The sequence below is a fragment of the Mycobacterium sp. DL99 genome (assembly GCF_004762045.1).
Taxonomy (GTDB): Bacteria; Actinomycetota; Actinomycetes; order Mycobacteriales; family Mycobacteriaceae; genus Mycobacterium.
The window spans coordinates 5,829,118-5,853,934 of the sequence record NZ_SJOM01000007.1 but is presented as its reverse complement, the minus strand read 5'-3'; the positions used below and the strand labels follow the sequence as shown (position 1 = coordinate 5,853,934).

The window sequence follows — 24,817 nt, the reverse complement described above, 5'->3', positions numbered from 1 at the left end:
TCTGCTAATGCAAACGGTTATCGTTATCGCCGTGCTCCCGCCCCTGAATCTCCGCGCCATGGCAACCGCGTTGCTGCTGGCCACCCCATTTGCCCTTGCCGCCTGCGCCTCCGAAGGGGCTCAACAGCCCGAGTCCGGCGGGAACTGCGTGACCACACCGGTCAACGTGGTTGTCAGCGTCGATCAGTGGGGCGACATCGTGTCGGCGCTGGGCGGTGACTGCGCCAAGGTGACCACGGTGGTGGCCGGGTCGTCGGTCGATCCGCACGACTTCGAACCTTCGCCCGCGGATGCGGCCAAGTTCCAGGGCGCGCAGCTGGTCGTCATCAACGGCGGGCACTACGACGAGTGGGCGGCCAAGCTGGCCCAGAGCACGGCGCCGAATGCCACCGTGCTGCGGGCCGTCGGCGAATCCGACGACCCCGCCGCCAACCCGCACGCCTGGTACAACCCGGCCGCGGTGACCGGCGTCGCCGATGCGGTGAGCGAGGAACTGGGCCAGATGGCTCCCGAGGCACGGGACTACTTTGCCCAGCGCCGCGCCGAGTTCACCACCTCGATGCAGCCCTACCAACAGCTGATCACCGACATCAAGACCAAGGCGCCCGGCAAGCGCTACGCCGCCACCGAGACCGTGTTCGACGACATGGCGGCCGCCGTCGGCCTGGTCAACCAGACGCCGGCCGGCTACCAGGCGGCCTCGTCCAACCATGCCGACCCGTCGCCGGCCGACTTGGACGCGTTCCTGCGCCTGCTCGCCGACCACGGGGTCGACGTGCTGATCTACAACACCCAGACCGAAGGTTCGCTGCCCAAACAGATCCGAGCCGCCGCCGAGAGTGCCGGAATTCCGGTCGTCGATGTCACCGAAACGGTGGCGCCGGGTGCGGAATCGTTCGAGGCTTGGCAGGTGAACCAACTGACCGCGCTGGCCAAGGCGCTCGGAATCCAGGCCTAGTGTCACCGCGCAACGCAGAACCGGCTCTCGTCTTCGATGACGTCAGCGCCGTGCGCGGGGGACGGCTGATCTGGTCGGAGGGCACCTTCGAGATCCCGACCGGTGGCATCGTCGCACTGATCGGCTCCAACGGATCGGGCAAGTCGACGATGCTGCAGGTCATGCTGGGCCTGCTGCCCGCGGCGTCGGGTTCGGTCCGGGTGCTCGGTGGTGCGCCAGGTGAGCACAACGACCTGATCGGTTACGTGCCGCAGGATTACGCGGCAGGTGCGGGGGAGGCCATTCGGGCCCGGGGTGCGGTGACCCTGGGGCTCACGGGGCGGCGGTGGGGCTTCACCCGAACCTCGGCCGCCGACCGGGCCCGGGTCGACGAGGCGTTGGAGTGGGTCGAGGCCACCGGGTTCGCCAATATGCGGCTGTCGGAACTGTCCGGAGGGCAACGCCAGCGCATCGCCCTGGCGAATGCCCTTGTCGGACATCCCAAGATGCTCATCCTCGATGAACCGTTGGCCGCGCTCGACCTGCGCAACCAGCACGAGATCGTGCAGTTGCTGGCCCGGCTCAATCATGACCTCGGCGTCACGATTCTTGTTGTCGCCCATGACCTCAACCCGCTGCTGAGCGTGCTCGACAGCGCCATCTATCTGCTCGACGGGCACGCTCACCATGCGGCCATCGACGAGGTGGTGGATGCCGAGTTGCTGACCCACCTGTACGGGACCAAGGTGCAGGTGGCCAACACCCCGCTGGGGCAGATGTATATGAGGAGCGGGTGATGTCGGCGGGTCTGCTGGCGCAGGGCACTTTCGCGATGGGCTACCAGCACAACTGGTGGCAGATCCTGACCTCGGCGTTCATGCGTAACGCGTTGATCGGCGGCACGCTGGTGGCGCTGGCCGCCGGGCTGATCGGCTATTTCGTCATCGTGCGCAACACCGCGTTCGCCGCCCACGCACTGGCCCACATCGGTCTGCCCGGTGCCACCGGTGCGGCGCTGCTCGGGCTTCCGGTCGGGTTGGGGCTGGGGGCATTCTGCGTCGGTGGAGCGCTCGTCATCGGGGCGCTGGGCAGCCGCGCCCACGACCGCGAGGTGGCCACCGGCACGGTACTGGCGCTGGCCACCGGCTTCGGTCTGTTCTTCAACTCGTTGGCCACCAAGAATTCGTCGACGCTGACCAACGTCTTGTTCGGCAACCTGCTCGCGATTACCCATCAGCAGCTGCTCATGTTCACCGCATTGCTGGTCGTGTTGGCCGCCACGGTCGTATTCGTTTTCCGCCCATTGCTGTTCGCATCGGTCAACGCGCAGGTGGCCGAGGCCAAAGGCGTACCGGTCCGCGCATTGTCGGTGCTGTTCATGGTCCTGCTGGGGATCGCGGTGACGATGGCGGTGCTGGCGGTGGGCACGCTGCTGCTGTTCGCGCTCGTCGTCACCCCGGCCGCGACGGCAATCATGGTGACGGCCCGGCCGATCCTCGCGATGACGATCTCGACCGGCATCAGCGTCGTGTCGGTGTGGGCGGGGCTGGCGGTGTCCGCAATCTTCAACATGCCGCCGAGCTTCGTGATCGTCACGATTGCCTGCGGATTCTGGCTGGCGGTATGGACGGTTGACCGGGTGCGGAATTCGGCGATCCACTAGCCTCAGACAGCATGCCCAGGAGTCCCCACCCGCCACGGCGGGCCACCCTGGCTTCCTTGGCGGCTGAACTCAAGGTTTCGCGGACCACTATCTCCAACGCCTACAACCGTCCTGACCAGTTGTCCGCCGAGCTTCGCGACCGGATCTTCGATGCGGCGAAGCGGTTGGGCTATGCCGGGCCCGACCCGGTGGCGCGCTCCCTGCGGACCCGCAGGGCCGGCGCGGTCGGGTTGATCATCACCGAGCCGCTGAACTATTCGTTCAGTGATCCCGCGGCGTTGGATTTCGTTGCCGGACTTGCCGAATCCTGCGAGGCGGTGGGGCAGGGGCTGCTCCTGGTGGCGATCGGACCCAACCGCAGTTTCGAGGACGGTTCGGCGGCGGTGCTCTCGGCGGGCGTCGACGGATTCGTGGTGTATTCGGCCTCCGACGATGATCCCTATCTGCCGGTAGTGCGTCAGCGCCAGTTGCCGGTCGTGGTGGTGGATCAACCCAAGGACGTTCCCGGGGTGTCGCGGGTCAGCATCGACGATCGCGGCGGGATGCGCCGGCTCGCCGAGCATGTGTTGGACCTGGGCCACCGCGACATCGGCCTGCTGACCATGCGGCTGGGCCGGGAGTGGCCGCACGAGGGCACGAAACCCGCACTGGCAGACCCAGATCGGGTGTTGTCACCGCATTTCCATGTGCAGCGCGAGCGGATTCACGGTGTGTACGACGCGATGACGGCCGCCGGTCTCGCGCCGGACCGGCTGACGGTGGTGGAGAGCTACGACCATCTGCCGACGTCCGGAGGGGCGGCTGCCGAGGTGGCGCTGGATGCCAATCCCCGTATCACCGCGCTGATGTGCACCGCCGATGTGCTGGCGCTGTCGGCCATGGATTATCTGCGCTCGCGTGGCATCTACGTGCCGGGGGAGATGACGGTGACCGGTTTCGACGGGGTGCCCGAAGCGTTGCGCCGCGGTCTGTCCACCGTGGTGCAGTCCAGTGTGGCCAAGGGGCGACGGGCCGGCGAGTTGCTGCACAATCCGCCGCGGGACGGGCTGCCGGTGATCGACGTGCTCCCCACCGAAGTGGTGCGCGGCCGGACGTCGGGCCCGCCGGCCTAATCCGTTTCGACGGAGCGGCGCGCGTCCAGCAGGTACTTCAGTGCTGCCACAACATCTTCGGGCTCGTCGACCCGGTATTCGGCGAGCGTCTCGCCCGGTCCCACCTTGACGCCGACGTCGCCGTCACGCAGCCGGCGGAACGCCTTCTCGTCGGTGACGTCGTCGCCGAAGTAGATCACCGCCGATGCCCGGTGCTCGTCGCGCAGGATGTCGATCGCCTCGCCCTTGTCGGTGGTGATGACCGCGAACTCGAGCACCGCCTTGCCCTTGGTCAGCTGGGCATCCCACGCCTGTGCGGATCGCAGTGCTTGCGCGCACGCGGCTTCGGCGTCGCCGGCCTCGGCGTTGCGGACGTGCAGGGCCACACTGGCGGGTTTGACTTCGACGGTCACCCCGGGCCGGATGGCGGCGATCGCGGTGAGTTCGGCGGCGATCCGATCGAGCAGGGCACGGTCGATGGGGTGGGCGAATCCGGAGTCGAATTCGGCGCCGTGGCTGCCGACCATGTGCACGGCCGCGGGCATCCCCGACAGCTCCCGCAGCACTTCCAGTGCGCGGCCGGAGATGAGCGCGGTCGAGGTGTCCGGATATTGAGACAACGCCACGAGCGCGTCAGCGCCGTCGCGCAACGGGCGCGCGTCGGCGGGGTTGTTGACGATCGGCGCGAGGGTGCCGTCGAAATCCGAGGTGATCAGTAGCCGTGGTGCCTGTGCGGCCCGGGCCAGTGCGTCCTGGAGTTCGGCGGGAAGGCTCACCCGCTAGATCTTAGGTTTGTCCTCAGCGCCGATCAGCAGCCGCACGGCCAGGTCCAGTCGCTTGCTGACGTCGGTGGCCGAGGCCCGCCGGGTCAGCCAGGCCAGCAGGTTGGAAAGCCACACGTCCGAGATGACCCGCGCGATGTGGTACTGGTCCTCGGTCGGCTCGCCGTCGCTCATGGCCCGGGCGAACATCGAATCCATCAGCTTGCCGACGTGGTCGACCTCGCCGGCCGCCGAGGCGTCGGCGAAGACGAAGGCCCGCGTCATGGCCTCGGTGAGCAGCGGGTTGCGCTGCATGGCCCGGTTCAGCTTGCCGACCATGAAGCTCAGCCGCTGGTAGGGCGTGCCGCCGGCGAGTGCGGCCCGGTCGGTCTTGGCGTCGATGCGCTCGAACTCCCGGCCGAGGGCCGACACCAGCAGATGGACCTTGGACGGGAAGTAGCGGTAGAGGGTGCCGACGGCGACATCGGCGCGCTCGGCCACCGCGCGCATCTGGACGGCCTCGTAGCCGCCCTTGGATGCGATGGCCAGGGTTGCGTCCAGGATGCGCTTGCGGCGCTCCCGCTGTGCTTCTGAGCCGAGTTCGGATTCGGCGAGAACAGCCACGTTCAGAACCTCACGCGGTCGGGTGTCCGAAGCGGACGATTCGCTGCCTGCCTGCTGTGGTGCGCTGGACATGCGGTGTGTGGCCCCCTCTCGTCGCGTACCTTGACGAAAACGATACGCACGGCGATCTCCTTCTACGCACCTCCGCGCCGGTAAACACACGGACGTGTCCTGCTGTGATGCGGGTCGACTTGACGGTCGAACACTGTCACCATTAGAACACGTTCTAGTGGGAAGCACGGACTTCTCGCTTTAGGGGCTAGGAGGTCCACCATGGCCGGCGCATCCGCCACCATCACCGACGAGCAGTTTGCCGCCCGTGACCTGGTAAGGAGCTGGGCTGGCTCAACCGACACCGCCGCGGCGGTCCGATCCGGCGAAAACGATGCCGATGCATGGCGCAGGCCGTTTCAGGGTCTCGCCGAACTAGGGATCTTCAGCGTTGCGGTCCCGGAGGAGCAGGGTGGCGCCGGCGGCACGGTCGAGGACCTGTGCGCGATGGTCGACGAAGCCGCCGCGGCGCTGGTGCCCGGTCCCGTGGCCACCACTGCCCTGGCCACCCTGGTCGTGACCGATGAGGCCGTGCTGGAGGCCCTCGTGTCGGGTGAGCGCACCGCCGGTGCGGCGCTGAGCGCGGACCTTACGCTGTCCGGTGACTTCGAAACCGGCACCGTCTCGGGCACCGCCGAGCACGTCCTGGGCGCGGATGCCGCCGGTGTGTTGCTCCTTCCGGCCGGGGACCGCGTGGTCCTGGTCGACGGGAGTGCCGCCGGGGTGAGCGTCGAATTGCTCACCGCCACGGACTTCTCGCTGCCACTGGCCCGGGTCACGCTCGATTCGGCGCCCGCGCAGGTGCTCGACGTCTCACGGCAGCGGTTCGAGGACATCACCGCCGCCGTCCTGGCCGCTGAGGCCGCCGGCCTGGCGCGGTGGACCCTGCAGACCGCCACCGAGTACGCGAAGGTGCGCGAGCAGTTCGGCAAGCCGATCGGCAGTTTCCAGGCGATCAAGCACATGTGTGCCGAGATGCTGCTGCGCTCCGAGCAGGTCTCGGTGTCGGCGGCCGACGCGGCACGCGCGGTGTCCGAATCCGATGATTCCCAGCTGTCGATCGCCGCCGCGGTGGCGGCGGCCGCGGGTGTGGACGCGGCCGAGGCCAACGCCAAGGACTGCATCCAGGTGCTCGGCGGTATCGGCATCACCTGGGAGCACGAGGCGCATCTGTATCTGCGTCGCGCATACGGGATTTCGCATGCCCTCGGTGGCCGGCGCCGGTGGATCCGCCGGGTCTCCGCACTGACCCAGCAGGGTGTGCGCCGTGAGCTCCGTATCGATCTGGAGTCGGTGGCGGAGCTGCGCCCGGAGATCAGTGCCGCGGTCGCCGAGGTGGCCGCACTGTCGGTGGAGAAGCGCCAGGTGGCCCTGGCCGAGTCCGGGCTGCTGGCCCCGCACTGGCCACGTCCCTACGGCCGCAACGCATCTCCGGCCGAGCAGCTTCTGATCGATCAGGAGCTCGCGGCGGCCGAGGTCGAGCGCCCGGACCTGGTGATCGGCTGGTGGGCGGTGCCGACCATCCTGGAGCACGGCAGCGCCGAGCAGATCGACCAGTTCGTACCGGCCACGCTGCGCGGTGACCTGGCCTGGTGCCAGCTGTTCTCGGAGCCGGGCGCCGGGTCCGACCTGGCCGCCCTGCGCATGAAAGCTGTTCGCGCAGAAGGCCCCAACGGTAAGCCCGGCTGGAAGTTGACCGGCCAGAAGGTGTGGACCTCGGCGGCGCAGAAGGCGCACTGGGGCGTGTGCCTGGCGCGTACCGACGCCGACGCGCCGAAGCACAAGGGCATCACCTACTTCCTGATCGACATGAAGACGCCCGGCATCGAGATCCGCCCGCTGCGGGAGATCACCGGTGACGAGCTGTTCAACGAGGTGTTCTTCGACGACGTGTTCGTGCCCGACGAGATGGTGGTGGGCACTGTCAACGACGGCTGGCGGCTGGCCCGCACCACGCTGGCCAACGAGCGGGTGGCGATGGCCGGCGGGACCGCGCTGGGCAATCCGATGGAGGAACTGCTGCGCACCCTCGGCGCGCAGCCCGACGTCGACCCGGCCGATCTGGACCGCCTCGGCGGCTTGATCCTGACGGCCCAGGTGGGTTCGCTGCTGGATCAGCGGATCGCCCAGCTGGCGGTCAGTGGTCACGACACCGGTGCGCAGGCCAGCGCCCGCAAGCTGATCGGTGTGCGCTACCGCCAGACGCTGGCGGAGTTCCGGCTGGAACTGTCCGACGGCGGGGGTGCGGTGCGCAACCGTGAGGTGCACGACTTCCTCAACACCCGCTGCCTGACGATCGCGGGCGGCACCGAGCAGATCCTGCTGACCCTCGCCGGTGAGCGGTTGCTGGGCCTGCCGCGCTAGGTCACTAACCTCCAAGGCGTGATCATCGTCGTCACCGGTGCAATGGCGTCGGGTAAATCCACTGTGGCGCAGCTACTGGCCGAACGGTTCGAGCGATCGGCGCACGTGCGCGGAGACGTATTTCGCCGTTTCGTCGTCGGTGGCCGGGCGGAGCCGACCGAGCAGATGAGCTCCGAAGCGCAGGCACAACTGTCGCTGCGCTATCGGCTCGGGGCGGCGAGCGCCGACGCATACGCCGAGGCGGGCTTCGTGACGATCTGGCAGGACATCATCGTCGGCCCGTACCTGGCCGATGTCGTCGGCATGCTTCGGACCCGTCCGCTGTTCGTAGTGGTACTCGATCCTGCCCCGGAGGTCATCGCGCAGCGGGAGCACGCGCGCAACAAGGTTGGTTACGACACCGACTGGGACTGCACGGGTTTCGTCGAGACGATTCGGTCGACGACGCCTCGATTGGGACTGTGGCTGGACACCTCAGCCATGACCGCGGAGCAGACGACGCAGGCGGTGCTCGACGGCCTCGACCGCGCGAAGATCCCGGCTTAGCGCTGGTTCGACAGGCTTCAGAACCCGGTCTGGGTGCAGGCGGTCGGCGTGGTGAGGTTGACCCCTCCGAAGACCACCTGGATCACTGAGCAGATGATGAACTGGTCCTTCGTGTTGGGCTGGCCGGTGCGCCACTCGGTGGGGGTCGACACGCCCTCGATGCGGAACCGTTCGATCGGTCCGCCGCCGAAGTAGGTCGCCGAGATCTCGACCTTGTTGACCGACCGGTACAGCTTCGACAGCACGTTGTCGTGATTGGAGCCCTTGATCTCCCGGGGCATCCCGGCCGGCGCGCTGTACGAGGCCTCCTGCCAGGTGTCCTTGTTCGTGCTGCGCAGAGTGATGGTCTGCCGCGCCCACGCGTCACCCGGGAAACCGATGGGGCCGTCCGGCGTCAGCAGGTTGGCCTGCGTGTTGAACGTGCACTGTGTGCCCGCGCAGTCGGCGTTGACGTGCATCTCGATCGTGCCCTGGGGGCTCGGGACCGAGGTGACGGCCGAGTTCGCGGCCGCCGTGGCCGACGTGGGGAACGTCAGCGCCGCCGCGGTCAGCACTGCTGCCGCGCTCGCTGCGGGGAGCCTGTTGATCGTCATCGTCAAGAAAGGTATCCGCTCGTTACTCGTCGTAGGTGACTTCGACCGAATCCGACACCGGCGTGGCCTGGCAACCCAGGATCAGGCCCTCGTCGAGATCGGAGGGTTCGAGCACGTCGTTGATCTTCATCTCGACGTCTCCGGACTTCTTGAGTACCGCGCATGCGCCGCAGTGGCCTTCGCGGCAGGAGAACGGCGCATCCAGGCCCTTGTCGAGCAGGACGTCGAGCAGCGTGGCCGAGCGCGGCCAGCGGACCTCGTGGGTGGTGCCGTCCAGGGTGACGATCGCAGTGGCCGGCCCCTGGTCGCTGTCGTCTTCTTCGATCACGACGGCGGCGAACGGGTCGGAGTCCAGCGACTTGAACACCTCGATGTGGATGCGCTCGTCGGCGGCACCGGCCTGCTGCAGCGCCCGCTCGGCCGCGGCCATGAACGGTCCGGGCCCGCAGATGAAGGCCTCGCGAGCGGCGTAGGGCGCGACGAGCCCGGCCAGCGCGGCGGGGCTGGGCAGCCCCTGCACGGTCTCCAGCCAGTGCACGACGGTGAACCGGTCGGGGTATTTGGCGGCCAGTTCGCGCAGGGTGGCGCCGAAGATGACCGAGTTCTCGTCGCGGTTGGCGTAGACGAGGACGACGTTGCCGGTGCCCTCGGCGAGTGCGGACTTGCAGATCGCCATCATCGGGGTGATACCGCTGCCCGCGGCCAGCAGCAGGAAGTCGCTGTCGAGATTCTTGGGCACGAACGTCCCGGACGGGGCCAGCACGTGCATCCGCATCCCGGCGTGTGCGTTGTCGCACAGCCAGTTTGACGCGTAGCCGTCAACGGTTCGCTTGACCGTGACGGTCAGCTGATCGTCGGTCACCGGCGAGCTGGACAGCGAGTAGCAGCGGGCCACCGAGCCGGTGCGATCGCTCGGTACCCGCAGGGTCAGGAACTGCCCCGGGGCGTAGCGCAACCGGTCGGCAGGGATGTCCGAACCTTCGGGGACGGCGAACACCAGGGACCGCGCGTCGGCCGTCTCCTCGATGACCGCACTCACCTGCAGTTCGAGCACATGGCTGCCCAATGGCTCATCAGTCACGGCTGGACCCTCTCATCACTCATAACTAGAACATGTTACAAAAACGTACTTGCCCAGGTCCAGCCCCGCATTACAAGGCCCTGCTCGACACAAATCGTAACGTGTTCTAATCTCTGTCTAGGCGGTCAGCTCGCGCTTATCGCAGTCCGAATCTTGGGAGGCATTTCCGTGACATCCATTGAACAGCGTGACGTGCAGGCGGTTCTGGCCGGCATCGATGAACTGCTGCCTACGCTGCGTGAGCGCGCTCAGGAGACCGAGGATCTGCGCAAACTGCCCGATGCGAACGTGAAGGCGCTGGAAGACATCGGTTTCTTCAAGCTGCTGCAGCCCGAACAGTGGGGTGGCCTGCAGTGCGACCCGACGGTCTTCTACGAGGCGGTCCGGCGGCTGGCCAGTGCCTGTGGTTCCACCGGTTGGGTCGCCGGCATCATCGGTGTCCACAACTGGCACCTGGCGCTGTTCGACCAGCAGGCCCAGGAAGACGTCTGGGGCGAGGACACCTCGGTTCGGATCTCCTCCTCCTACGCCCCGATGGGTGCTGGCACCGTGACCGAGGCCGGCGACGGCTACATCGTCAACGGCGCCTGGAACTGGTCCTCGGGTTGTGACCACGCCACCTGGGCCTTCCTGGGTGGCCCGGTGATCAAGGACGGCCGGCCGGTCGACTTCGGCAGCTTCCTGATCCCGATCAGCGACTACAAGATCGACGACGTCTGGAACGTCGTCGGCCTGCGCGGCACCGGCAGCAACACCGTCATCGTCAAGGACGCGTTCGTGCCCAAGCACCGCTTCCTGTCCTACAAGGCGATGAACGACGGCACCGCCGGCGGGTATGAGACGAACACCGCCCCGGTGTACAAGATGCCGTGGGGCACAATCCATCCCACCACCATCTCGACCCCGATCGTGGGTATGGCCTACGGCGCCTACGACGCACACGTCGAGCACCAGGGCAAGCGCGTCCGCGCCGCCTTCGCCGGCGAGAAGGCCAAGGACGATCCGTTCGCCAAGATCCGGATCGCCGAGGCGGCCAGCGATATCGACGCCGCCTGGCGTCAGCTGTCGGGCAACGTCGCTGACGAATACGCGCTGCTGGTCGCCGGCGAGGAGATCCCGTTCGAGCTGCGGGCCCGCGCCCGTCGCGATCAGGTGCGTGCCACCGGCCGCGCGATCGCCTCGATTGACCGGCTCTTCGAGGCCTCGGGTGCCACCGCGCTGTCCAATGACGCTCCGGTGCAGCGGTTCTGGCGTGATGCGCACGCCGGCCGGGTGCACGCCGCCAACGATCCCGAGCGTGCCTACCTGATCTTCGGCAACAACGAGTTCGGCCTGCCCCCGGCCGACACGATGGTCTGATACATGACCGCCACGCAGGAGATCACATTCGAATCCACCTCGCGGTACGCCCAGGTCAGAGATGACATGCGGCTGCACTACCACGAGGCCGGTGACCCGAACGCGCAGACGATCGTGCTGTTGCACGGCGGTGGTCCCGGCGCCTCGAGCTGGTCGAACTTCGGCCGCAACATCGCGGTGCTGGCCGAGCACTACCACGTGCTCGCGGTCGACCAGCCCGGCTACGGGCACTCCGACAAGCACACCGAGCACGAGCAGTACAACCGTTACAGCGCCAAGGCGCTGCTCGGGCTGTTCGACCACCTCGGTCTGCAGGGCCGGATCCCCCTGCTGGGCAACTCGCTCGGCGGCGGCACCGCGGTGCGGTTCGCGCTGGACTACCCGGACCGGGCGGGCAAGCTCATCCTGATGGGCCCCGGCGGACTCAGCGTCAACCTGTTCGCGCCGGACCCGACCGAGGGCGTCAAGGCGCTCGCCAAGTTCAACTTCGAACCGACGCGCGAGAACCTCGAAACCTTCATCCGGATCATGGTGTTCGACCAGAAGCTGGTCACCCCTGAGCTGGTCGACGAGCGGTTCGCGATCGCCAGCACGCCGGAGTCGCTGGCCGCCACCCGGGCGATGGGTAAGTCGTTCGCCGGTGCGGACTTCGAGCTCGGCATGATGTGGCGCGAGGTGTACAAGCTGCGTCAGCCGGTGCTGCTGATCTGGGGCCGCGAGGACCGGGTCAATCCGCTCGACGGCGCACTGGTCGCGCTCAAGCAGATTCCGCGGGTACAGCTGCACGTCTTCGGGCAGTGTGGACACTGGGCTCAGGTCGAGAAGTTCGACGAGTTCAACAAACTCACCATCGATTTCCTTGGGGGTTAGCAGATGAGCATCAAGGCACTGGGCTACATGCGCATCGAGGCCACCGACGTGGCGGCATGGCGTCAGTTCGGCGTGAAAGTGCTCGGCATGGTTGAGGGCGAGGGGGCCATCCCCGACGCGCTCTACCTGCGGATGGACGACTTCGCGGCTCGCCTGGTGATCGTGCCCGGCGATCAGGACCGGCTGTTGATCTCCGGCTGGGAGGTCGCCGACGCACCCGCGCTGCAGAGTGTGCGGGAGAACCTGTCCAAGGCGGGCGTCGATTTCGTCGAGGGCACCAAGGATGAGATCCGCGAGCGCCGGGTCGAGGGCCTGATCCGGTTCTCCGACCCCGCCGGCAACGTGCTCGAGGCGTTCTACGGTGCGCAGTACCTGGGCCGCCGTTTCGTCAGTCCGTACGGCCACAAGTTCGTCACCGCTGAGCAGGGCCTCGGGCACGTGGTGCTGACCTGCAACGACGACGCGGCAGCACAAGCGTTCTACCAGGACGTGCTCGGCTTCAAGCTCCGCGACTCGATGCAGCTGCCCCCGCAGCTCGCGGGCCGCCCGGCTGACGGCGATCCGGTCTGGCTGCGCTTCTACGGCTGCAACCCGCGTCACCACGCGCTGGCCTTCATGCCGATGCCCAACCCGACGGGCATCGTGCACCTGATGGTCGAGGTAGAGAACTCCGACGACGTCGGCCTGTGCCTGGACCGCGCCAATCGCCGGAACGTGAAGATGTCGGCGACGCTGGGCCGGCACATCAACGACAAGATGCTGTCGTTCTACATGAAGACCCCGGGTGGGTTCGACATGGAATTCGGTTGTGAGGGACTGGAAGTCGAGGACGAGAGCTGGATCGCCCGCGAGAGCGTCGGCATCAGCCTCTGGGGCCACGACTTCTCCGTCGGATTCAAGTGATGACACAGGCTCAGCCGCTCGACCCACGCACGTTCCGAAATGTGCTCGGCCAGTTCTGCACTGGCGTCACGGTCATCACGACCCTGCATGACGACGTGCCGATCGGCTTTGCCTGCCAGTCGTTCGCCGCGTTGTCGCTGGACCCGCCGCTGGTGTTGTTCTGCCCCACCAAGCAGTCACGGGCGTGGCAGGCCATTGAAGCCAGCGGGAAGTTCTGCGTGAACATGCTGCACGAGAATCAGCAGCATGTGTCCGCGCAGTTCGGCTCCAAGGCCCCGGACAAGTTCGCCGGGATCGACTGGACGCCTTCGGAACTCGGTTCCCCGGTGATCGACGGCAGCCTCGCCCACATCGACTGCAACGTGCACTCCGTGCACGACGGCGGCGACCACTTCGTGGTGTTCGGTGCGGTGCACTCGTTGTCCGAGGTCCCCAAGCGCAAGCCTCGGCCGCTGCTGTTCTACCGCGGCGAGTACACCGGGATCGAGCCGGACAAGAACACCCCGGCGCAGTGGCGTGATGATCTGGAAGCGTTCCTCACGACCACCACGTCCGACACCTGGCTCTGACTTTTTGTCGTTGACACACTGGGCCCCCTCCTGACGGAGGGGGCCCAGTTTTGTGTTGCCGACCTATATTTACGCAATGGGAAGTCAGGGTAGGCATACCTATTGATATTTAGGGAAACCTAAGCTAATTTTTGGTCGTTCCTCAGTCAACTATCAGCTTTCAGGAGTTTTCGTGCCCCAACCTGCCCTTCCCTCGGGCCATACCCCGGCGGCGAGTCGCAAGGACAAGTTCCTTCTTGCCGGCGTCGCAATGGTCAGCGCCAGCGCCATGGTGGTGACCCCGGTTGCCCAGAACGCGCCCGTCATTCAGCAGGCCAAGACGCTTGCGTATGACTTGACCGCCGTGATGGATGCGACCGCCTCTCCGCTCGAAATCTACGGAGCGCTGGCCAACAACACCTTCACGAACCTCACCGCGCTGGGCTCTGCGCTCGCCAACAATCCGGCACCGTTGCTGAGTCAGGTGCTGGAGAACCAGGTGGGTTACGCAGCGAAGTTCGGCGCGGCGTTCGAGGCCATCCCCACCTCGCTGAAGACCTGGTACGAAGGCGCGAATGGGAAGGCGCGCTTGGAGCAGGCCCAAGCCGAACTCGAGGCCGGGAACATCGCCGAGGCGTACCGGTGGTTCAACCATTCCATGCTGTACGCGTTCCAGGGCGCCTTCGGTCCGCTGATCGCCCCCGGGTTCATCTTGTCCGGTATTCCGCGTGGCGGGACCGAGTATCTGACCGGCATCCCCGAGCAGATCGCCCAGAATTTCACGAAGCTGGTCGCCGCGACGTTTACGTCGAGCGTCGTCGTCAGTCACGTGTTCCAGGGCGCCTTCGGAACGATCAGTGGCCCGATCTTCGAGCTGTCTCGTGTTGGTGAGACGCTAACCAGCAGCATCGCCGCCGGTGATGTCCAGGGGGCGGTCAACGCCGTGGTGAATACCCCCGGAATCCTGGCAAACGCGTTCCTCAACGGATTCGACTACGCTGACGCTGACCCGGAGTCGGGCACCGGCGGCTACACCGAGTGGCCGGGTCTGATCCGGTTCGCGTATGGCGAGGCGGGTGGCCCCAAGGTTGTCGGCGGCCTGCTGCAGAGTCTGCTGGTCGACATCCCCAAGCTCCTCGCCGGTGCCATCGACAACACCCCGGAGGTCGCCGAGGCGGCCCCCTCCGCGGTACCGACGAGCGTTGCCGCTCAGCTCGTTTCCGCAGTTTCGCCCAAGGCGGCGTTGACCGAGTCGGTCGTCGAGTCTGTAAAGGAAGCGACCCCGGCTGTCGAGTCCCCGAAGGTCGAGGCCCCGGCGCTCGAGTCCGCGAAGCCGGTGACCACGAAGGTCGAGGCCCCGGCGGTCGAGTCCGAGAAGGTTGAGGCGCCGGTCGCCAATGCCGTTCCGGCAGCGACGGATGCGGCTGCGGCCGAATCCGCCACCACGCCGGCGCCCGCCAAGTCGGTCAATGCCGATGACGCGGCCAAGCCCACGGGCAAGATCAAGGTCACGGACCGGATCAAGGCCAAGATCAGCGAGGCCAAGGAAGCCAAGGCGGCCAAGGCCAAGGAGGCCAAGGAAACCAAGGCCAAGGCGAAGGAAACCAAGGCCAAGGCAAAGGAAGCCAAGTCCGACAAGTCCAAGGGGGCCAGCGACTCCAGCGGAGGCTCGGGCTCCTCGTCCGAGTAGTCGGTTTAGTGCGTAGCTGGGCCCCACCTGTCAGGGTGGGGCCCAGTTTCGTATCTGCCCGATTCTGGGCAATTGATCAAAATTGGCATTGACAACCAGCTCGGTGAATGTCACGGTTTGATCGACTGATCAAATCACCGAGAGGATGGCCATGACAGGCAGAGTCGAGGGCAAGGTTGCCCTCGTTACCGGAGCGGCGCGCGGGCAGGGGCGCAGTCACGCGCTGCGATTGGCGCAAGAGGGTGCGGACATCATCGCTGTCGACGTCTGTCGCCCGATCACCGACACCAGTGCGATCCCGGCGTCGACCCCGGACGATTTGGCTGAGACTGCGGATCTGGTCAAGGGGCTGAACCGCCGCATCGTCACCGCGGAGCTGGATGTGCGTGACTTCGAGGCGTTGTCGGCGGCGGTCGACGGCGGTGTCGAGCAGCTGGGTCGCCTCGACATCGTGGTGGCGAATGCCGGTATCGGCAACGGCGGCGAAACCCTGGACAAGACCAGGGAATCCGACTGGGATGACATGATCGGCGTCAACCTGTCCGGCGTCTGGAAGACCGTGAAAGCCGCTGTGCCGCATCTGCTTTCCGGCGGCCGGGGTGGTTCGGTCATTTTGACCAGCTCGGTCGGCGGGCTTAAGGCGTACCCGAACACCGGTCATTACATCGCGGCCAAGCACGGTGTGATCGGTCTGATGCGCAGCTTTGCGGTGGAGTTGGGCCAGCACTCGATCCGGGTGAATGCGGTGTGCCCGACGAATGTGAACACCCCGATGTTCATGAACGAGGGGACGATGAAGCTGTTCCGTCCTGACCTGGAGAACCCGGGTCCCGACGACATGGCCGTGGTGGCTCAGCTCATGCACGTGCTTCCGGTCGGGTGGGTGGAGCCCGTCGACATCAGCAATGCGGTGTTGTTCCTGGCCTCCGACGAGGCCCGCTACATCACCGGCCTGCCGGTCACGGTTGATGCGGGCAGCATGCTCAAGTAGTGGCCTGGTCGCTGCCGAACCGGCGCAGGAACCGCTCGACGAAGGCGCGGAACTCGGTGTGGCCCTCGGTCACGCCGACCGCCTCTTCGTTGCACAGGCTGCGGGCGGACTGGGTGAGCAACATCGACATCACCACGGGTGGGAACTCCTCCATGTCCACGCCGTGGGCACGCAGTACGCCGGCCATGGCGGCGGCCTCGATGTCGCGGACCCGCTCGGAGTAGGCCTTGAGTTCGACGCCGATCGCCTTGCGGTGATTGGCCAGCGCCATGAACTCGGTGTTGAGCCCGGTCACCCGCGAGTCGGAGTTGATCAGCCACAGTGCCCGCAGCGGATCGTCGGTGGTGATGGCCTCGCGTAGCCGGGCCAGGGCCGCGTCGGCGCCGCTGCGCAGCACCGCGATGTAGAGGTCGTCGAGGGTGTCGAAGTAGTAGTACACCAGCGCCGAACGCACGCCGGCGACGGCCGCGATCCGCCGGGTGGTGGCCGCTGCGTACCCCTCGTCGCGGATGACCTGGGCAGTTGCCTCGATCAGGCGCTTGCGGGTGCCCGCGTCCTTGTCCTTGGTCGATCGTGCCGCCGGCATCAGTGCCGCCTCTGAAAACCATTGCCCGACAACAGATGTTTGTGGTCGTGCGGGATTCTTGACCGCCGAAGGTCGGGGGTGGTAAGCATGAGCCATCCTAACGGTTTGATCGAGTGATCAAATTTGGAACTGAGGAAACGAATGTCCGAAGACATGAGCACGACCCGGGTCCGGGTGGACGCCGGACTGTGTGAGGGCCATGCACTGTGCGTCCAACTTGCCCCTGAGGTGTTCGACCTGTCTGACGACGAGGTGGCAGGCGCCGCCCCGGCGGACGGCCAGTGGGATCAAGTTACCTGGGACAACGTCAAATCCGCCGTCGACGCCTGCCCGCGCCAGGCGATCAGCCTGCTCAACACCAGCACGAAAGGCCAGTGAGCCATGACCGATCTCGCCTCCGTCGACTACTTCGCCGACCCGGCCGTCGCGCAGGATCCATACGAGTACTACGAGTACCTGCGCAGCAACGGACCGGTGTTCGCCGAACCGCACCACGGTGTGGTCGCGGTGACCGGCTACCAGGAGGTCATGGCGGCCTTCAAGGACCACGCGTCGTTCTCGGCGGTCAACGCCATCGGCGGTCTGTTCCCGCCGCTGCCCTTCGAGCCCGACGGTGACGACATCAGCGAGCAGATCGAGGCGCACCGCCACCTGTTCCCGATCCACGAGCACATGGTCGTGATGGACCCGCCGCAGCACGAGCGGGCCCGCTCGCTGCTGAGCAAGCTGCTGACGCCGCGGCGACTCAAGGAGAATGAGGACTACATGTGGCAGCTGGTCGACCGCCAGCTCGACCGGTTCATCGACAACCGAAAATGCGAGTTCCTCTCCGAATACGCCAAACCCTTTGCCACCTCGGCGATCATCGACCTGCTGGGCGTTCCCGAGGAAGACCGCCCCGAATTCCTTGCCGCATTGGGTGCCGAGCGGCCGGAGGGCAACCGAGTCGGGGCGCTCGACGGTGAGCCCGTCGGACTCGACCCCCTGCAGTACCTGGACGACAAGTTCGCCGGCTACCTCGCCGAGCGCCGACGCGAGCCCCGTGGCGATGTGCTCTCCGGCATGGCCACCGCCACCTATCCCGACGGCTCGACCCCGGAGCTGCTGGAGGTGGTGAAGCCCGCCACGTTCCTGTTCGCCGCCGGCCAGGAGACCGTCACGAAGCTGCTCAGCGCCGCCGTGCAGACGTTGGGCGACCATCCGGAGTTTCAGCAGACCCTGCGCGAGAACCCGGACGGCATCCCGACTTTCATCGAGGAAGCGCTGCGGATGCACTCCCCGACGAAGGTCGACTTCCGGCTCGTCCGCAAGACCACCACCCTCGGTGGCGTACACCTGAAGGCCGGGACCATCGTGATGCTGTGCCTGGGCGCGGCCAACCGCGATCCCCGCAAGTTCGACGATCCGCACCAGTTCCGTCCGGATCGCAAAAATGTCCGTGAACACATCGCGTTCGGCCGGGGCATCCACACCTGCGCCGGGGCGCCGTTGGCCCGGGTCGAGGGGCAGATCACCGTCCGTCGGCTCCTGGACCGTATGCGGGACATCGGAATCGATGAATCCGCACACGGTCCGGCCGGACGACGGAACTACACCTATGAGCCGACGTTCCTGCTGCGCGGCCTCACCGAACTCAACATCACGTTCACCCCAGTGAAAGGCTGACCGGTCCGCCGCGGTGATCGACCGCGTCGAGGATGCTCGACGGCACCCGGAACACCCGGCCCGGCGAGGCCGGCCACGGCAGGGTCTTGCGTCCGATGACCTTTCCATCCTGGCGCGCAACCACTTTCGGGATGCGGACCAGGGTGTCGGTCCACAGCAGCAGCCGGTGCCGGGCGGGCGCGGGATCGCCGGGCCGCAGCAGACCGGGCGCGACCCAGCGCAGCGGGGCTGCGGCCTCGATGCGGATCGCCTGCTCCGGGGTGGGCGCGCCGTCGAGGTAGCGACGCACCTGTGCGGCCACGTGACGGCCGTCGAGCGCGGCGATGTCGGCGGTATCCACCGGGTGTAGCAGATTGCCGATCGCGAACACCCCGTCGCGGCTGGTCCGCAACGCGGTGTCGACGACGGGCCCCAGGCTGCTCGGGTCCATGTCGAGCCCGGCGGACCGGGCCAGTTCGTGGTCGGGAATCCAGTCGCCGGTGAAGACCACGGTGTCGCAGGCCACGATGCGTCGTTGCCCGGTCCGCGTGTTCTCGACCTCGATGCCCACGACGATGCCCTTGCCGATGATGCGGGTCACCCGGGTGGTGGTGGCGACCTCGACACCCATCAGCGGGGTGCGGCCGGCGATGTTGAACATCGCGTAGGACTCGGGTGACGGGTATTCGGTTGTCATCAAAGCGATTTCGCATCCGGCGTGCTTGAGGGTGAGCACCGCCGAGTAGCTGACCAGTTCGGCTCCGACGATGACGGCGCGCTTGCCCACGCTCCGGTGCTGCAGGTGCACGGTGTTCTGCAGCTGCCCGGTGGTGTAGATGCCACCGGGCCGGTCGCCGGGGATCATCCGGGCCGGGCGGGCCCGCTCGCGGGCACCGGTGGCCAGGACAACCGCACGTGCGTCGAGGCATTCGCGGCCTGCGGGCGAGGTGAGCTCGAGCGACCTGTCGCCGGCCCAGCCGGTGACCATGGTGCTGGTACGGATCTCGGCCCCGGCCGCCGCGGACTCGCGGACCAGGCGACGTGCGTAGGCCGGCCCGCCGATGAAGGTCTTCATATCGCGGATGCCGTAGCCCGGGTGGTCACTGTGCCGCGGGATGCCGCCGGCCTCGGATTCGCGCTCCAGCACAACCACATTCAGACCCGATCCGCGGGTCAGCTCGGCGGCGGCGGTCAGGCCCGCGGGCCCACCGCCGATGATCGCGACGTCGTAGGTGCTCACTGGCTGTTCTCCTGAGATTCCCGTTCGAAGACCGACTGCACCTCGGCGCCGCAGAAGAATGCCTGGCAGCGGCCGTTCATCACGCGGGTGCGTCGTCGCAGGCCTTCCAGGGCCGCGGGTGGGATGACGGAATGGCAGGCATCGCGCAGCTCACCTTCGGTGACCCGTTCGCAGAAGCACACGATCCGGCCGTAGGCGGGGTCGGCGGCGATCTTCTCGGCCTGTTGATAGGGACGGGGGAATGCCTCGCCGAGGTTGGGCATCTGCGGCGGATCGGGCAGATCGTCGGTCGGGGTCAGCTCCAGGCCGGCCGAGACCAGTTGACCGCGAGCGTATTCCGCGATCGCCATGCCCGCGGTCAGGCCGGTGGAACGGATGCCGCCGACGAGAAGGTAGTGCTGCGCCGGATCGGCCTCGATCAGGTAGTCGCCGTGGTCGATCGCCGCCCGCAGCCCGGCGTAGGTCGCGGTGACCTCCTCGTCGAGCAACCGCGGCATCAGCGCGCGGCCCTTCTCCAAGAGGAATTCGAATCCGGTCTCCGAGGTGCCGGTCGCGGTGCGGTCGGTCAGGTCCTCCGAGGTGGGACCGAGCATCACGTTGCCGTAGATGGTGGGGCTGACCAGAACACCCTTGCCGCGCGATGTCGGCACCGGCAGCACGATCTTGTTGACCAACGGCCGGGCCAGCTTGTCGTAGACGATGAGTTCACCGCGGCGTGGGGTGACGGTGAATCGTGAGAAGCCGAACAGGTTGTCGATGACGTCGGCGCCCAGCCCGGCCGCGTTGACCACCCATCGGGCACGCACGGTGCCGCCGGAGGTGTGCAGTGTGGTGCCCTCGGCGTCGGTTTCGACGCGCTCGACCCGGTGATTCGTCAGCAGGGTGGTGCCCCGGTTGACGGCATCGGTGGCCAGCGCCAGGTTGACCGTCCAGGTGCAGATGATCGACTCGTCGGGCACGGTGAGCCCGCCGAGTGCGCCCGGCCCCAGTTCGGGGACCGCGGCGTACACGGCCGCGGAATCGACCAGCTCGCACTGGTGATACCCGTTGGCCTCGGCCTTCTCCTTCAATCCCGGTAGGGCATCGAGCTGTTCGCCGTCCCAGGCCACCAGGATCGCCCCGGTGTGCTCGACGGGGATCCCGGTGTGCTTCGCGTAGTCGGACAGCAGCTGATAGCCGCGGCTGACCATGGTGGATTCCAGCGTGCCGGGTTTGGCGTCGAATCCGGTGTGCAGGATCGCGGTGTTGGCCTTGCTGGTGCCGTCGCCGACGTCGTCGCGGGATTCGAGCAGGGCGACGGACAGTTGGTGTCCGGACAGCTCGCGCGCTATGGCCGAGCCGACGATGCCGGCTCCGATGACCACGACGTCGAAGCCGTCGGAGGTCGGGGTGTTCATGAATTCTCCTGGTGGTACGTGGTTTCGGCCAGCCGTCGCCAGGCCGAGCGGAATTCGGCGGCGCGCGCCGGATTCCATCGGGGTTCGTAGCTGGCCGACGGGGTCCAGTCGGTGACGACGTCGGACACGGACTTGTCGGGGGACAGGCTGAGCCGCGCCAGCGCAGCGGCGCCCAACGCGGTGGCGTGCGCCGAGGGATACACATCGACGGGCACCTGCAGGATGTCGGCGCAGGCCTGCATCAGCACTCCTGACTGGGTGAGCCCGCCGTCGGCCCGCAGCCGGGTCAGAGGTGGTGCGTCGGCGTCGATCGCCGACACCAGCTCGGCGACCTGTGCGGCGATACCCTGCAGTACCGCCAGCACGATGTGCCCCCGTCCGGTGGACAGGGTCATGCCCGAGATCGTCGCGGTGGCTTGCGATTTCCACCATGGTGCGGCCAGACCGGCCAGCGCGGGCACGCACAGCACTCCCGCATTGTCGGCTTCGGCGATGTCGTCCATCTCTGCGGCCCCGCTGATCACGCCGAGCGAGGTGAGCCATTTGACGGCTGATGCCGCGGTGTAGACCTGGCCGTCGATGCAGAACGAGTCGATACCGCCGACCCGCCATGCCACCGAGGAGGTCAGGCCCGTGGTGGAACGCACCGGGATGGTCCCGGTGTTCGACAGCAGGAACGCACCGGTGCCGAATGTGCACTTGGCCATGCCCGGTTCGAGGCACGCCTCGGCCAGCAGCGCGGCCTGCTGGTCCACCACGATGCCGCCGACCGGGATATCCGCGCCGAAAGCCGATGTGGTGCCGATGATCTCGTCGTTGGCGGCGATGCGGGGTAGACGTTCGCTGTCCAGGCCGAACAACGCGAGCAACTCGTGGCTCCAGTCCCGGGCGCCCAATTCCACGGCCGCCGAGCGGCTCGCTGTGGTGGCGTCGGTAACGAACTCGCCGGTGAGCTGGTGCAGCAGCCAGGTGTCGGACGTTGTTACGACACTGCCTGCCGCCGCTCCCATGTTGCGGCGCAGCCACGCCATCTTCGGCGCCGAGAAGTAGGGGTCGAGCACCAATCCGGTTCGGGCGGCGACCATGTCGGCATGCCCGCCGAGATCGGCACACAGGGCCTCGGCCCGGCGGTCCTGCCACACGATGGCCTGGGTCAGCGGCTTTCCGGTGCCGGGATCCCAGGCCAGTACGGTCTCGCCCTGGTTCGCCAGCGAAACCGCGTCGACAGGGCGGCCCGCCTGCTCGAGTGCGGCGCGTCCGGCGCCGAGCACGGACTCCAGCAGTTCTGCCGGGTCCTGCTCGACGCCGCCGCCGTCGAGGTAACGCGGGTGGACAGCGACCTCGGCAATGCCTACAACGCCATCTTGGGGATCGACAACGATCGCCTTGGTGCCTGAGGTGCCTTGGTCGATGGCCAGTACCGTCATTTCACGGCATCCTCGGTATCGCCTGCGACATGGTCCAGTTCGGCGTCGATCGAGGCCATCGCGGGCATCTTGAGCCCGTCCTTGCCGCGGGTGATCAGCAGGTAGCCGAGGTACACGGCACCGATGGCCACCATCACGAGCACGTACAGCCAGGGGTCCTTGAAGGACGCGTCGCGGAACAGGGAGAGGACGAACACCAGCCACACCACCGCGACAGCCAGGACCGGGATCTCCCAGCGGCCCAGTTTGAAGCCGGCGCTCGGGGGCAGCTTCTTGCGGGTAGCGATGTAGAGGGCGACGGTGATCGCGTAGATGGTGGCGGGGAGCAGCGTCGCGGCGGAGAACAGCTTGAACAGCGCGTCGGTGCTGGTGGAGAAGATTCCGAGGATCACGGCCGAGGTGGCTGCCATGAAGACGGTGGCGTTCGCAGGGGTGCGGAACCGCGGCGAAACCTTGTGCAGTACCTGCCATCCCGGGAAACGCTGATCCCGCGACATCGCCCAGACCAGACGCACACCGCTCATCAGGATCACCAGCCCGCAGGCGAAGATCGCGATTGCCACCAGCACGAGCAGCGCGGTGCCGACGAAGGAGCCCAGGATGTCGCGGATCACGTCGGCGATCGGAGTACCCGACTGGGCCAGCGTGGTCGGATCGTTGACAGCAGCGGTCACTACCAACAGGAACAGGAAGCCGAGCACGCCCGAGGCCAGCACGGCCTGCCACATTGCCCGTGGCACAACGATTTCGGGATTCTTGGTCTCTTCGGCGAGGTTGGCGGCCGACTCGAAACCGACGATGGTGAAGGCGCCGAGCAGGAAGCCGAGCATCCACGGGCCCACCGAGGTGGCAGTGCCGAAGCTCCAGTAACCCTCGGCCGGGATGTCGCCGCGGGAGAACAGATTGCCGACCGAGAGCTTGTGCGCGATCACGCCGACGATGAACAGCAGGACCACCAGGGCGACCATCCCGATCAGCTCGGCGGTGACGGCGAAGTTGTTGACCCGCTCGGTCCACTTGGTCGACAACCCGACCAGCAATGCCTGCAGCAGCAGCACTCCGGCGGTGATCAGGAATGAGGTCGCGGGGGTGCCGGTGAAATCGAACAGTGCGGGCACCACGGTGGCGGCGACGGTGTAGTCCACCGCGACCACCACGATCGCCAAGAAGGTGAAGGAGATCCAGCCGGTGATCCAGCCGAGGATGGGGTTGGCCAGCCGTGACACCCACTGGTAGGCGTAGCCGGTCACCGGGATGCGGGCGGCCAGCGAGCCGAGCAGCAGCGCCACCGCGACCTGTCCGACGATGACGAACGGCCACGTCCAGATGCCCATGGGGCCGGAGCTGTTGAGCACGCTGCCATAGGTGGTGAAGATTCCGGTGGCGATCGAGACGAACGCGAAGGCCACGGCGAACGAGGCGAACTTGCCGGTGCCGCGTTCCAGGGTCTCGGTGTAGCCGTACGCCGAGACGTTTTCGGCGCCGCTTTTCGGGGTGGGCGGTGTGGAAGAATTGGGCATCGATCGGGCTTTCTGAGGGAATTTGACTGTTTCGCGAAAGTTGAGCTCGGTCCGCGGGCGACGCTGCAACGTCGCCCGCACCCGTTTCAGGCGCTTGCCGGACGCGCCGGCATGACCACACCTCCCGTCTCCGCGAAAGCCGCTGCAACGGCCAGGTCGGTGTTCTGGTCGGTGATCAGTCCGTTGACGGCGCTCAGATCGCACACCCGGTAGGGCGCTACCTGTCCGAGCTTGGAGGAGTCGGCCAGGATGAAGCTGCGCGCGCTGTTGGCGATGATCGTGCGGCGCACGTCGATCTCGTCGAGATGAAAGTCGGTGAGCCCGGCCGCGGCGTCCACGCCGCCGGACCCGAGCAGTGCGATATCGGCGTAGACATCGTTGAAGAAGGACTTGGTGTGTGCGTTCGAGCAGGCCAGGTCACCGGCCCGGACTCGTCCGCCGGCCAGCAGCAACTCGATTCCGGGGCGGTCGGCCAGCTCCACCGCGACGGGCAGTGACGGGGTGATCACGGTGCCGGTGAACCCGCGGGGGATGGCATGGGCGACGGCGACGGCGGTGGTCCCGATATCGATGATCACGGTCTGCCCGTTCTCGAGCAGGCCCGCGGCCACCCGGGCCAGCTGGGCTTTCGCCTGGTGGCGGATCATCGTGCGCTCGGAGTAGGAGGGCTCGATCGGGCGGTGGTCGGCAACCGCGGCGGCGCCGCCGTGGACCCGGCGCAGGGCGCCGCGTTCTTCGAGAAAAGCCAGGTCGCGGCGGACGGTCTCGGCTGATACCCCGAGGCGGCGGACGAGTTCGTCCGTACTGATCGCCTGCTCCGTACCTACCGCCTCGACGATCGCCTCATGACGCTCAACCGGCAGCACGGCTGACCGTCGATGTGGATTTCTGACCGAACATGACGGTTATTGTGGAGTGTTGTCTGGCTCAC

At 67.0% G+C, this 24,817-nt stretch carries 24 protein-coding genes; 14 read left to right on the top strand and 10 right to left on the bottom strand.

Annotated elements, in window-relative coordinates; all coding sequences use genetic code 11:
- Positions 1 to 58 precede the first annotated feature (58 nt).
- The 4 genes from EYZ64_RS28435 to EYZ64_RS28420 are packed head-to-tail and all read left to right on the top strand — an operon-like array spanning position 59 to position 3,712.
- Positions 59 to 958: a metal ABC transporter solute-binding protein, Zn/Mn family gene (locus EYZ64_RS28435; protein WP_502702992.1), complete on the top strand. Its 900-nt coding sequence runs from the start codon at positions 59 to 61 to the stop codon at positions 956 to 958.
- A complete protein-coding gene (locus EYZ64_RS28430; RefSeq protein ID WP_135458890.1) occupies positions 958 to 1,734 on the top strand; it encodes a metal ABC transporter ATP-binding protein in 777 nt (258 codons plus the stop codon). The genes EYZ64_RS28435 and EYZ64_RS28430 overlap by 1 nt, the downstream gene beginning before the upstream one ends.
- The gene (locus EYZ64_RS28425; protein WP_135458888.1) at positions 1,734 to 2,600 is read left to right on the top strand and encodes a metal ABC transporter permease; all 867 of its coding nucleotides are present in this window, start codon (positions 1,734 to 1,736) and stop codon (positions 2,598 to 2,600) included. The genes EYZ64_RS28430 and EYZ64_RS28425 overlap by 1 nt, the downstream gene beginning before the upstream one ends.
- An 11-nt stretch (positions 2,601 to 2,611) precedes the next feature.
- The gene (locus EYZ64_RS28420; protein ID WP_135458886.1) at positions 2,612 to 3,712 is read left to right on the top strand and encodes an Rv3575c family transcriptional regulator; all 1,101 of its coding nucleotides are present in this window, start codon (positions 2,612 to 2,614) and stop codon (positions 3,710 to 3,712) included.
- On the opposite strand, the gene otsB is transcribed toward EYZ64_RS28420, so the two are convergent.
- Both otsB and kstR read right to left on the bottom strand, forming a co-directional pair.
- Positions 3,709 to 4,467, bottom strand: coding sequence for a trehalose-phosphatase (gene otsB / locus EYZ64_RS28415; RefSeq protein ID WP_135458884.1), 759 nt, complete (start codon positions 4,465 to 4,467; stop codon positions 3,709 to 3,711). The genes EYZ64_RS28420 and otsB overlap by 4 nt on opposite strands.
- Positions 4,468 to 4,470: 3 nt before the next feature.
- Entirely contained in the window at positions 4,471 to 5,076 is a 606-nt protein-coding gene (kstR, locus tag EYZ64_RS28410) for a cholesterol catabolism transcriptional regulator KstR (RefSeq protein WP_164480958.1), read from the bottom strand.
- A 273-nt stretch (positions 5,077 to 5,349) separates the two neighbouring features.
- Between kstR and EYZ64_RS28405 the strand changes: the two genes are divergently transcribed.
- Both EYZ64_RS28405 and EYZ64_RS28400 read left to right on the top strand, forming a co-directional pair.
- Positions 5,350 to 7,491, top strand: coding sequence for an acyl-CoA dehydrogenase family protein (locus tag EYZ64_RS28405; protein ID WP_135458882.1), 2,142 nt, complete (start codon positions 5,350 to 5,352; stop codon positions 7,489 to 7,491).
- Between the two features lie 18 nt (positions 7,492 to 7,509).
- On the top strand, positions 7,510 to 8,037 hold the full coding sequence (locus EYZ64_RS28400; RefSeq protein WP_286175177.1) for an AAA family ATPase: 528 nt from the start codon (positions 7,510 to 7,512) through the stop codon (positions 8,035 to 8,037).
- Positions 8,038 to 8,054: 17 nt separating this feature from the next.
- Here the strand turns inward: EYZ64_RS28400 and EYZ64_RS28395 are convergent, their stop codons facing one another.
- Both EYZ64_RS28395 and EYZ64_RS28390 read right to left on the bottom strand, forming a co-directional pair.
- Entirely contained in the window at positions 8,055 to 8,624 is a 570-nt protein-coding gene (locus tag EYZ64_RS28395; RefSeq protein ID WP_167858195.1) for a hypothetical protein, read from the bottom strand.
- A 28-nt stretch (positions 8,625 to 8,652) separates the two neighbouring features.
- Complete coding sequence (locus tag EYZ64_RS28390; RefSeq protein WP_135458879.1) at positions 8,653 to 9,711, bottom strand: ferredoxin--NADP reductase; 1,059 nt, start codon at positions 9,709 to 9,711, stop codon at positions 8,653 to 8,655.
- Between the two features lie 168 nt (positions 9,712 to 9,879).
- Here EYZ64_RS28390 and hsaA point away from each other — a divergent pair, with 168 nt between their 5' ends.
- The 6 genes from hsaA to EYZ64_RS28360 all read left to right on the top strand — a co-directional run bounded on the left by hsaA (position 9,880) and on the right by EYZ64_RS28360 (position 16,072).
- A complete protein-coding gene (hsaA, locus tag EYZ64_RS28385; protein WP_135458877.1) occupies positions 9,880 to 11,070 on the top strand; it encodes a 3-hydroxy-9,10-secoandrosta-1,3,5(10)-triene-9,17-dione monooxygenase oxygenase subunit in 1,191 nt (396 codons plus the stop codon).
- Positions 11,071 to 11,073: 3 nt separating this feature from the next.
- Positions 11,074 to 11,940, top strand: coding sequence for a 4,5:9,10-diseco-3-hydroxy-5,9,17-trioxoandrosta-1(10),2-diene-4-oate hydrolase (gene hsaD, locus EYZ64_RS28380; RefSeq protein WP_135458875.1), 867 nt, complete (start codon positions 11,074 to 11,076; stop codon positions 11,938 to 11,940).
- 3 nt (positions 11,941 to 11,943) lie between these two features.
- On the top strand, positions 11,944 to 12,843 hold the full coding sequence (gene hsaC, locus EYZ64_RS28375) for an iron-dependent extradiol dioxygenase HsaC (RefSeq protein WP_135458873.1): 900 nt from the start codon (positions 11,944 to 11,946) through the stop codon (positions 12,841 to 12,843).
- The gene (gene hsaB / locus EYZ64_RS28370) at positions 12,843 to 13,412 is read left to right on the top strand and encodes a 3-hydroxy-9,10-secoandrosta-1,3,5(10)-triene-9,17-dione monooxygenase reductase subunit (protein ID WP_135458871.1); all 570 of its coding nucleotides are present in this window, start codon (positions 12,843 to 12,845) and stop codon (positions 13,410 to 13,412) included. The genes hsaC and hsaB overlap by 1 nt, the downstream gene beginning before the upstream one ends.
- A gap of 172 nt (positions 13,413 to 13,584) precedes the next feature.
- Complete coding sequence (locus tag EYZ64_RS28365; protein ID WP_135458868.1) at positions 13,585 to 15,081, top strand: hypothetical protein; 1,497 nt, start codon at positions 13,585 to 13,587, stop codon at positions 15,079 to 15,081.
- Between the two features lie 151 nt (positions 15,082 to 15,232).
- Positions 15,233 to 16,072: a mycofactocin-coupled SDR family oxidoreductase gene (locus EYZ64_RS28360; protein ID WP_135458867.1), complete on the top strand. Its 840-nt coding sequence runs from the start codon at positions 15,233 to 15,235 to the stop codon at positions 16,070 to 16,072.
- On the opposite strand, the gene EYZ64_RS28355 is transcribed toward EYZ64_RS28360, so the two are convergent.
- The gene (locus tag EYZ64_RS28355) at positions 16,065 to 16,658 is read right to left on the bottom strand and encodes a TetR/AcrR family transcriptional regulator (RefSeq protein ID WP_135458865.1); all 594 of its coding nucleotides are present in this window, start codon (positions 16,656 to 16,658) and stop codon (positions 16,065 to 16,067) included. The two genes, EYZ64_RS28360 and EYZ64_RS28355, sit on opposite strands and share 8 nt — an antisense overlap.
- 153 nt (positions 16,659 to 16,811) lie before the next feature.
- On the opposite strand from EYZ64_RS28355, the gene EYZ64_RS28350 reads away from it, so the two are divergent.
- Together EYZ64_RS28350 and EYZ64_RS28345 are read left to right on the top strand one after the other, a co-directional pair.
- Positions 16,812 to 17,036, top strand: a complete 225-nt coding sequence (locus EYZ64_RS28350; RefSeq protein ID WP_135458863.1) for a ferredoxin — start codon at positions 16,812 to 16,814, stop codon at positions 17,034 to 17,036.
- Between the two features lie 3 nt (positions 17,037 to 17,039).
- Positions 17,040 to 18,323 (top strand): cytochrome P450, encoded by a 1,284-nt coding sequence (locus EYZ64_RS28345; protein ID WP_135458851.1) that lies wholly within the window; start codon positions 17,040 to 17,042, stop codon positions 18,321 to 18,323.
- Here EYZ64_RS28345 and EYZ64_RS28340 read toward each other — a convergent pair.
- The 5 genes from EYZ64_RS28340 to EYZ64_RS28320 form a co-directional block, all read right to left on the bottom strand.
- Positions 18,304 to 19,542, bottom strand: coding sequence for an NAD(P)/FAD-dependent oxidoreductase (locus tag EYZ64_RS28340; RefSeq protein ID WP_135458848.1), 1,239 nt, complete (start codon positions 19,540 to 19,542; stop codon positions 18,304 to 18,306). The genes EYZ64_RS28345 and EYZ64_RS28340 overlap by 20 nt on opposite strands.
- Positions 19,539 to 20,939, bottom strand: a complete 1,401-nt coding sequence (locus tag EYZ64_RS28335) for an NAD(P)/FAD-dependent oxidoreductase (RefSeq protein WP_135458846.1) — start codon at positions 20,937 to 20,939, stop codon at positions 19,539 to 19,541. Before EYZ64_RS28335 ends, EYZ64_RS28340 begins: the two co-directional genes overlap by 4 nt.
- Positions 20,936 to 22,366, bottom strand: coding sequence for an FGGY family carbohydrate kinase (locus tag EYZ64_RS28330; RefSeq protein ID WP_135458844.1), 1,431 nt, complete (start codon positions 22,364 to 22,366; stop codon positions 20,936 to 20,938). The genes EYZ64_RS28335 and EYZ64_RS28330 overlap by 4 nt, the downstream gene beginning before the upstream one ends.
- Positions 22,363 to 23,886 (bottom strand): amino acid permease, encoded by a 1,524-nt coding sequence (locus EYZ64_RS28325; RefSeq protein ID WP_135458842.1) that lies wholly within the window; start codon positions 23,884 to 23,886, stop codon positions 22,363 to 22,365. Before EYZ64_RS28325 ends, EYZ64_RS28330 begins: the two co-directional genes overlap by 4 nt.
- A gap of 86 nt (positions 23,887 to 23,972) precedes the next feature.
- Positions 23,973 to 24,752: a DeoR/GlpR family DNA-binding transcription regulator gene (locus EYZ64_RS28320; protein WP_135458840.1), complete on the bottom strand. Its 780-nt coding sequence runs from the start codon at positions 24,750 to 24,752 to the stop codon at positions 23,973 to 23,975.
- Between the last annotated feature and the right edge of the window lie 65 nt (positions 24,753 to 24,817).

Excerpts from the sequence above, each read along its gene's own strand:
- EYZ64_RS28435 (WP_502702992.1), top strand. The coding sequence starts at position 59 with ATGGCAACCGCGTTGCTGCTGGCCACCCCATTTGCCCTTGCCGCCTGC.
- EYZ64_RS28425 (WP_135458888.1), top strand. The coding sequence starts at position 1,734 with ATGTCGGCGGGTCTGCTGGCGCAGGGCACTTTCGCGATGGGCTACCAG.
- EYZ64_RS28420 (WP_135458886.1), top strand. The coding sequence starts at position 2,612 with ATGCCCAGGAGTCCCCACCCGCCACGGCGGGCCACCCTGGCTTCCTTG.
- EYZ64_RS28405 (WP_135458882.1), top strand. The coding sequence starts at position 5,350 with ATGGCCGGCGCATCCGCCACCATCACCGACGAGCAGTTTGCCGCCCGT.
- hsaD (WP_135458875.1), top strand. The coding sequence starts at position 11,074 with ATGACCGCCACGCAGGAGATCACATTCGAATCCACCTCGCGGTACGCC.
- hsaC (WP_135458873.1), top strand. The coding sequence starts at position 11,944 with ATGAGCATCAAGGCACTGGGCTACATGCGCATCGAGGCCACCGACGTG.
- hsaB (WP_135458871.1), top strand. The coding sequence starts at position 12,843 with ATGACACAGGCTCAGCCGCTCGACCCACGCACGTTCCGAAATGTGCTC.
- EYZ64_RS28360 (WP_135458867.1), top strand. The coding sequence starts at position 15,233 with ATGACAGGCAGAGTCGAGGGCAAGGTTGCCCTCGTTACCGGAGCGGCG.
- EYZ64_RS28355 (WP_135458865.1), bottom strand. The coding sequence starts at position 16,658 with ATGCCGGCGGCACGATCGACCAAGGACAAGGACGCGGGCACCCGCAAG.
- EYZ64_RS28350 (WP_135458863.1), top strand. The coding sequence starts at position 16,812 with ATGAGCACGACCCGGGTCCGGGTGGACGCCGGACTGTGTGAGGGCCAT.
- EYZ64_RS28345 (WP_135458851.1), top strand. The coding sequence starts at position 17,040 with ATGACCGATCTCGCCTCCGTCGACTACTTCGCCGACCCGGCCGTCGCG.
- EYZ64_RS28335 (WP_135458846.1), bottom strand. The coding sequence starts at position 20,939 with ATGAACACCCCGACCTCCGACGGCTTCGACGTCGTGGTCATCGGAGCC.
- EYZ64_RS28330 (WP_135458844.1), bottom strand. The coding sequence starts at position 22,366 with ATGACGGTACTGGCCATCGACCAAGGCACCTCAGGCACCAAGGCGATC.
- EYZ64_RS28325 (WP_135458842.1), bottom strand. The coding sequence starts at position 23,886 with ATGCCCAATTCTTCCACACCGCCCACCCCGAAAAGCGGCGCCGAAAAC.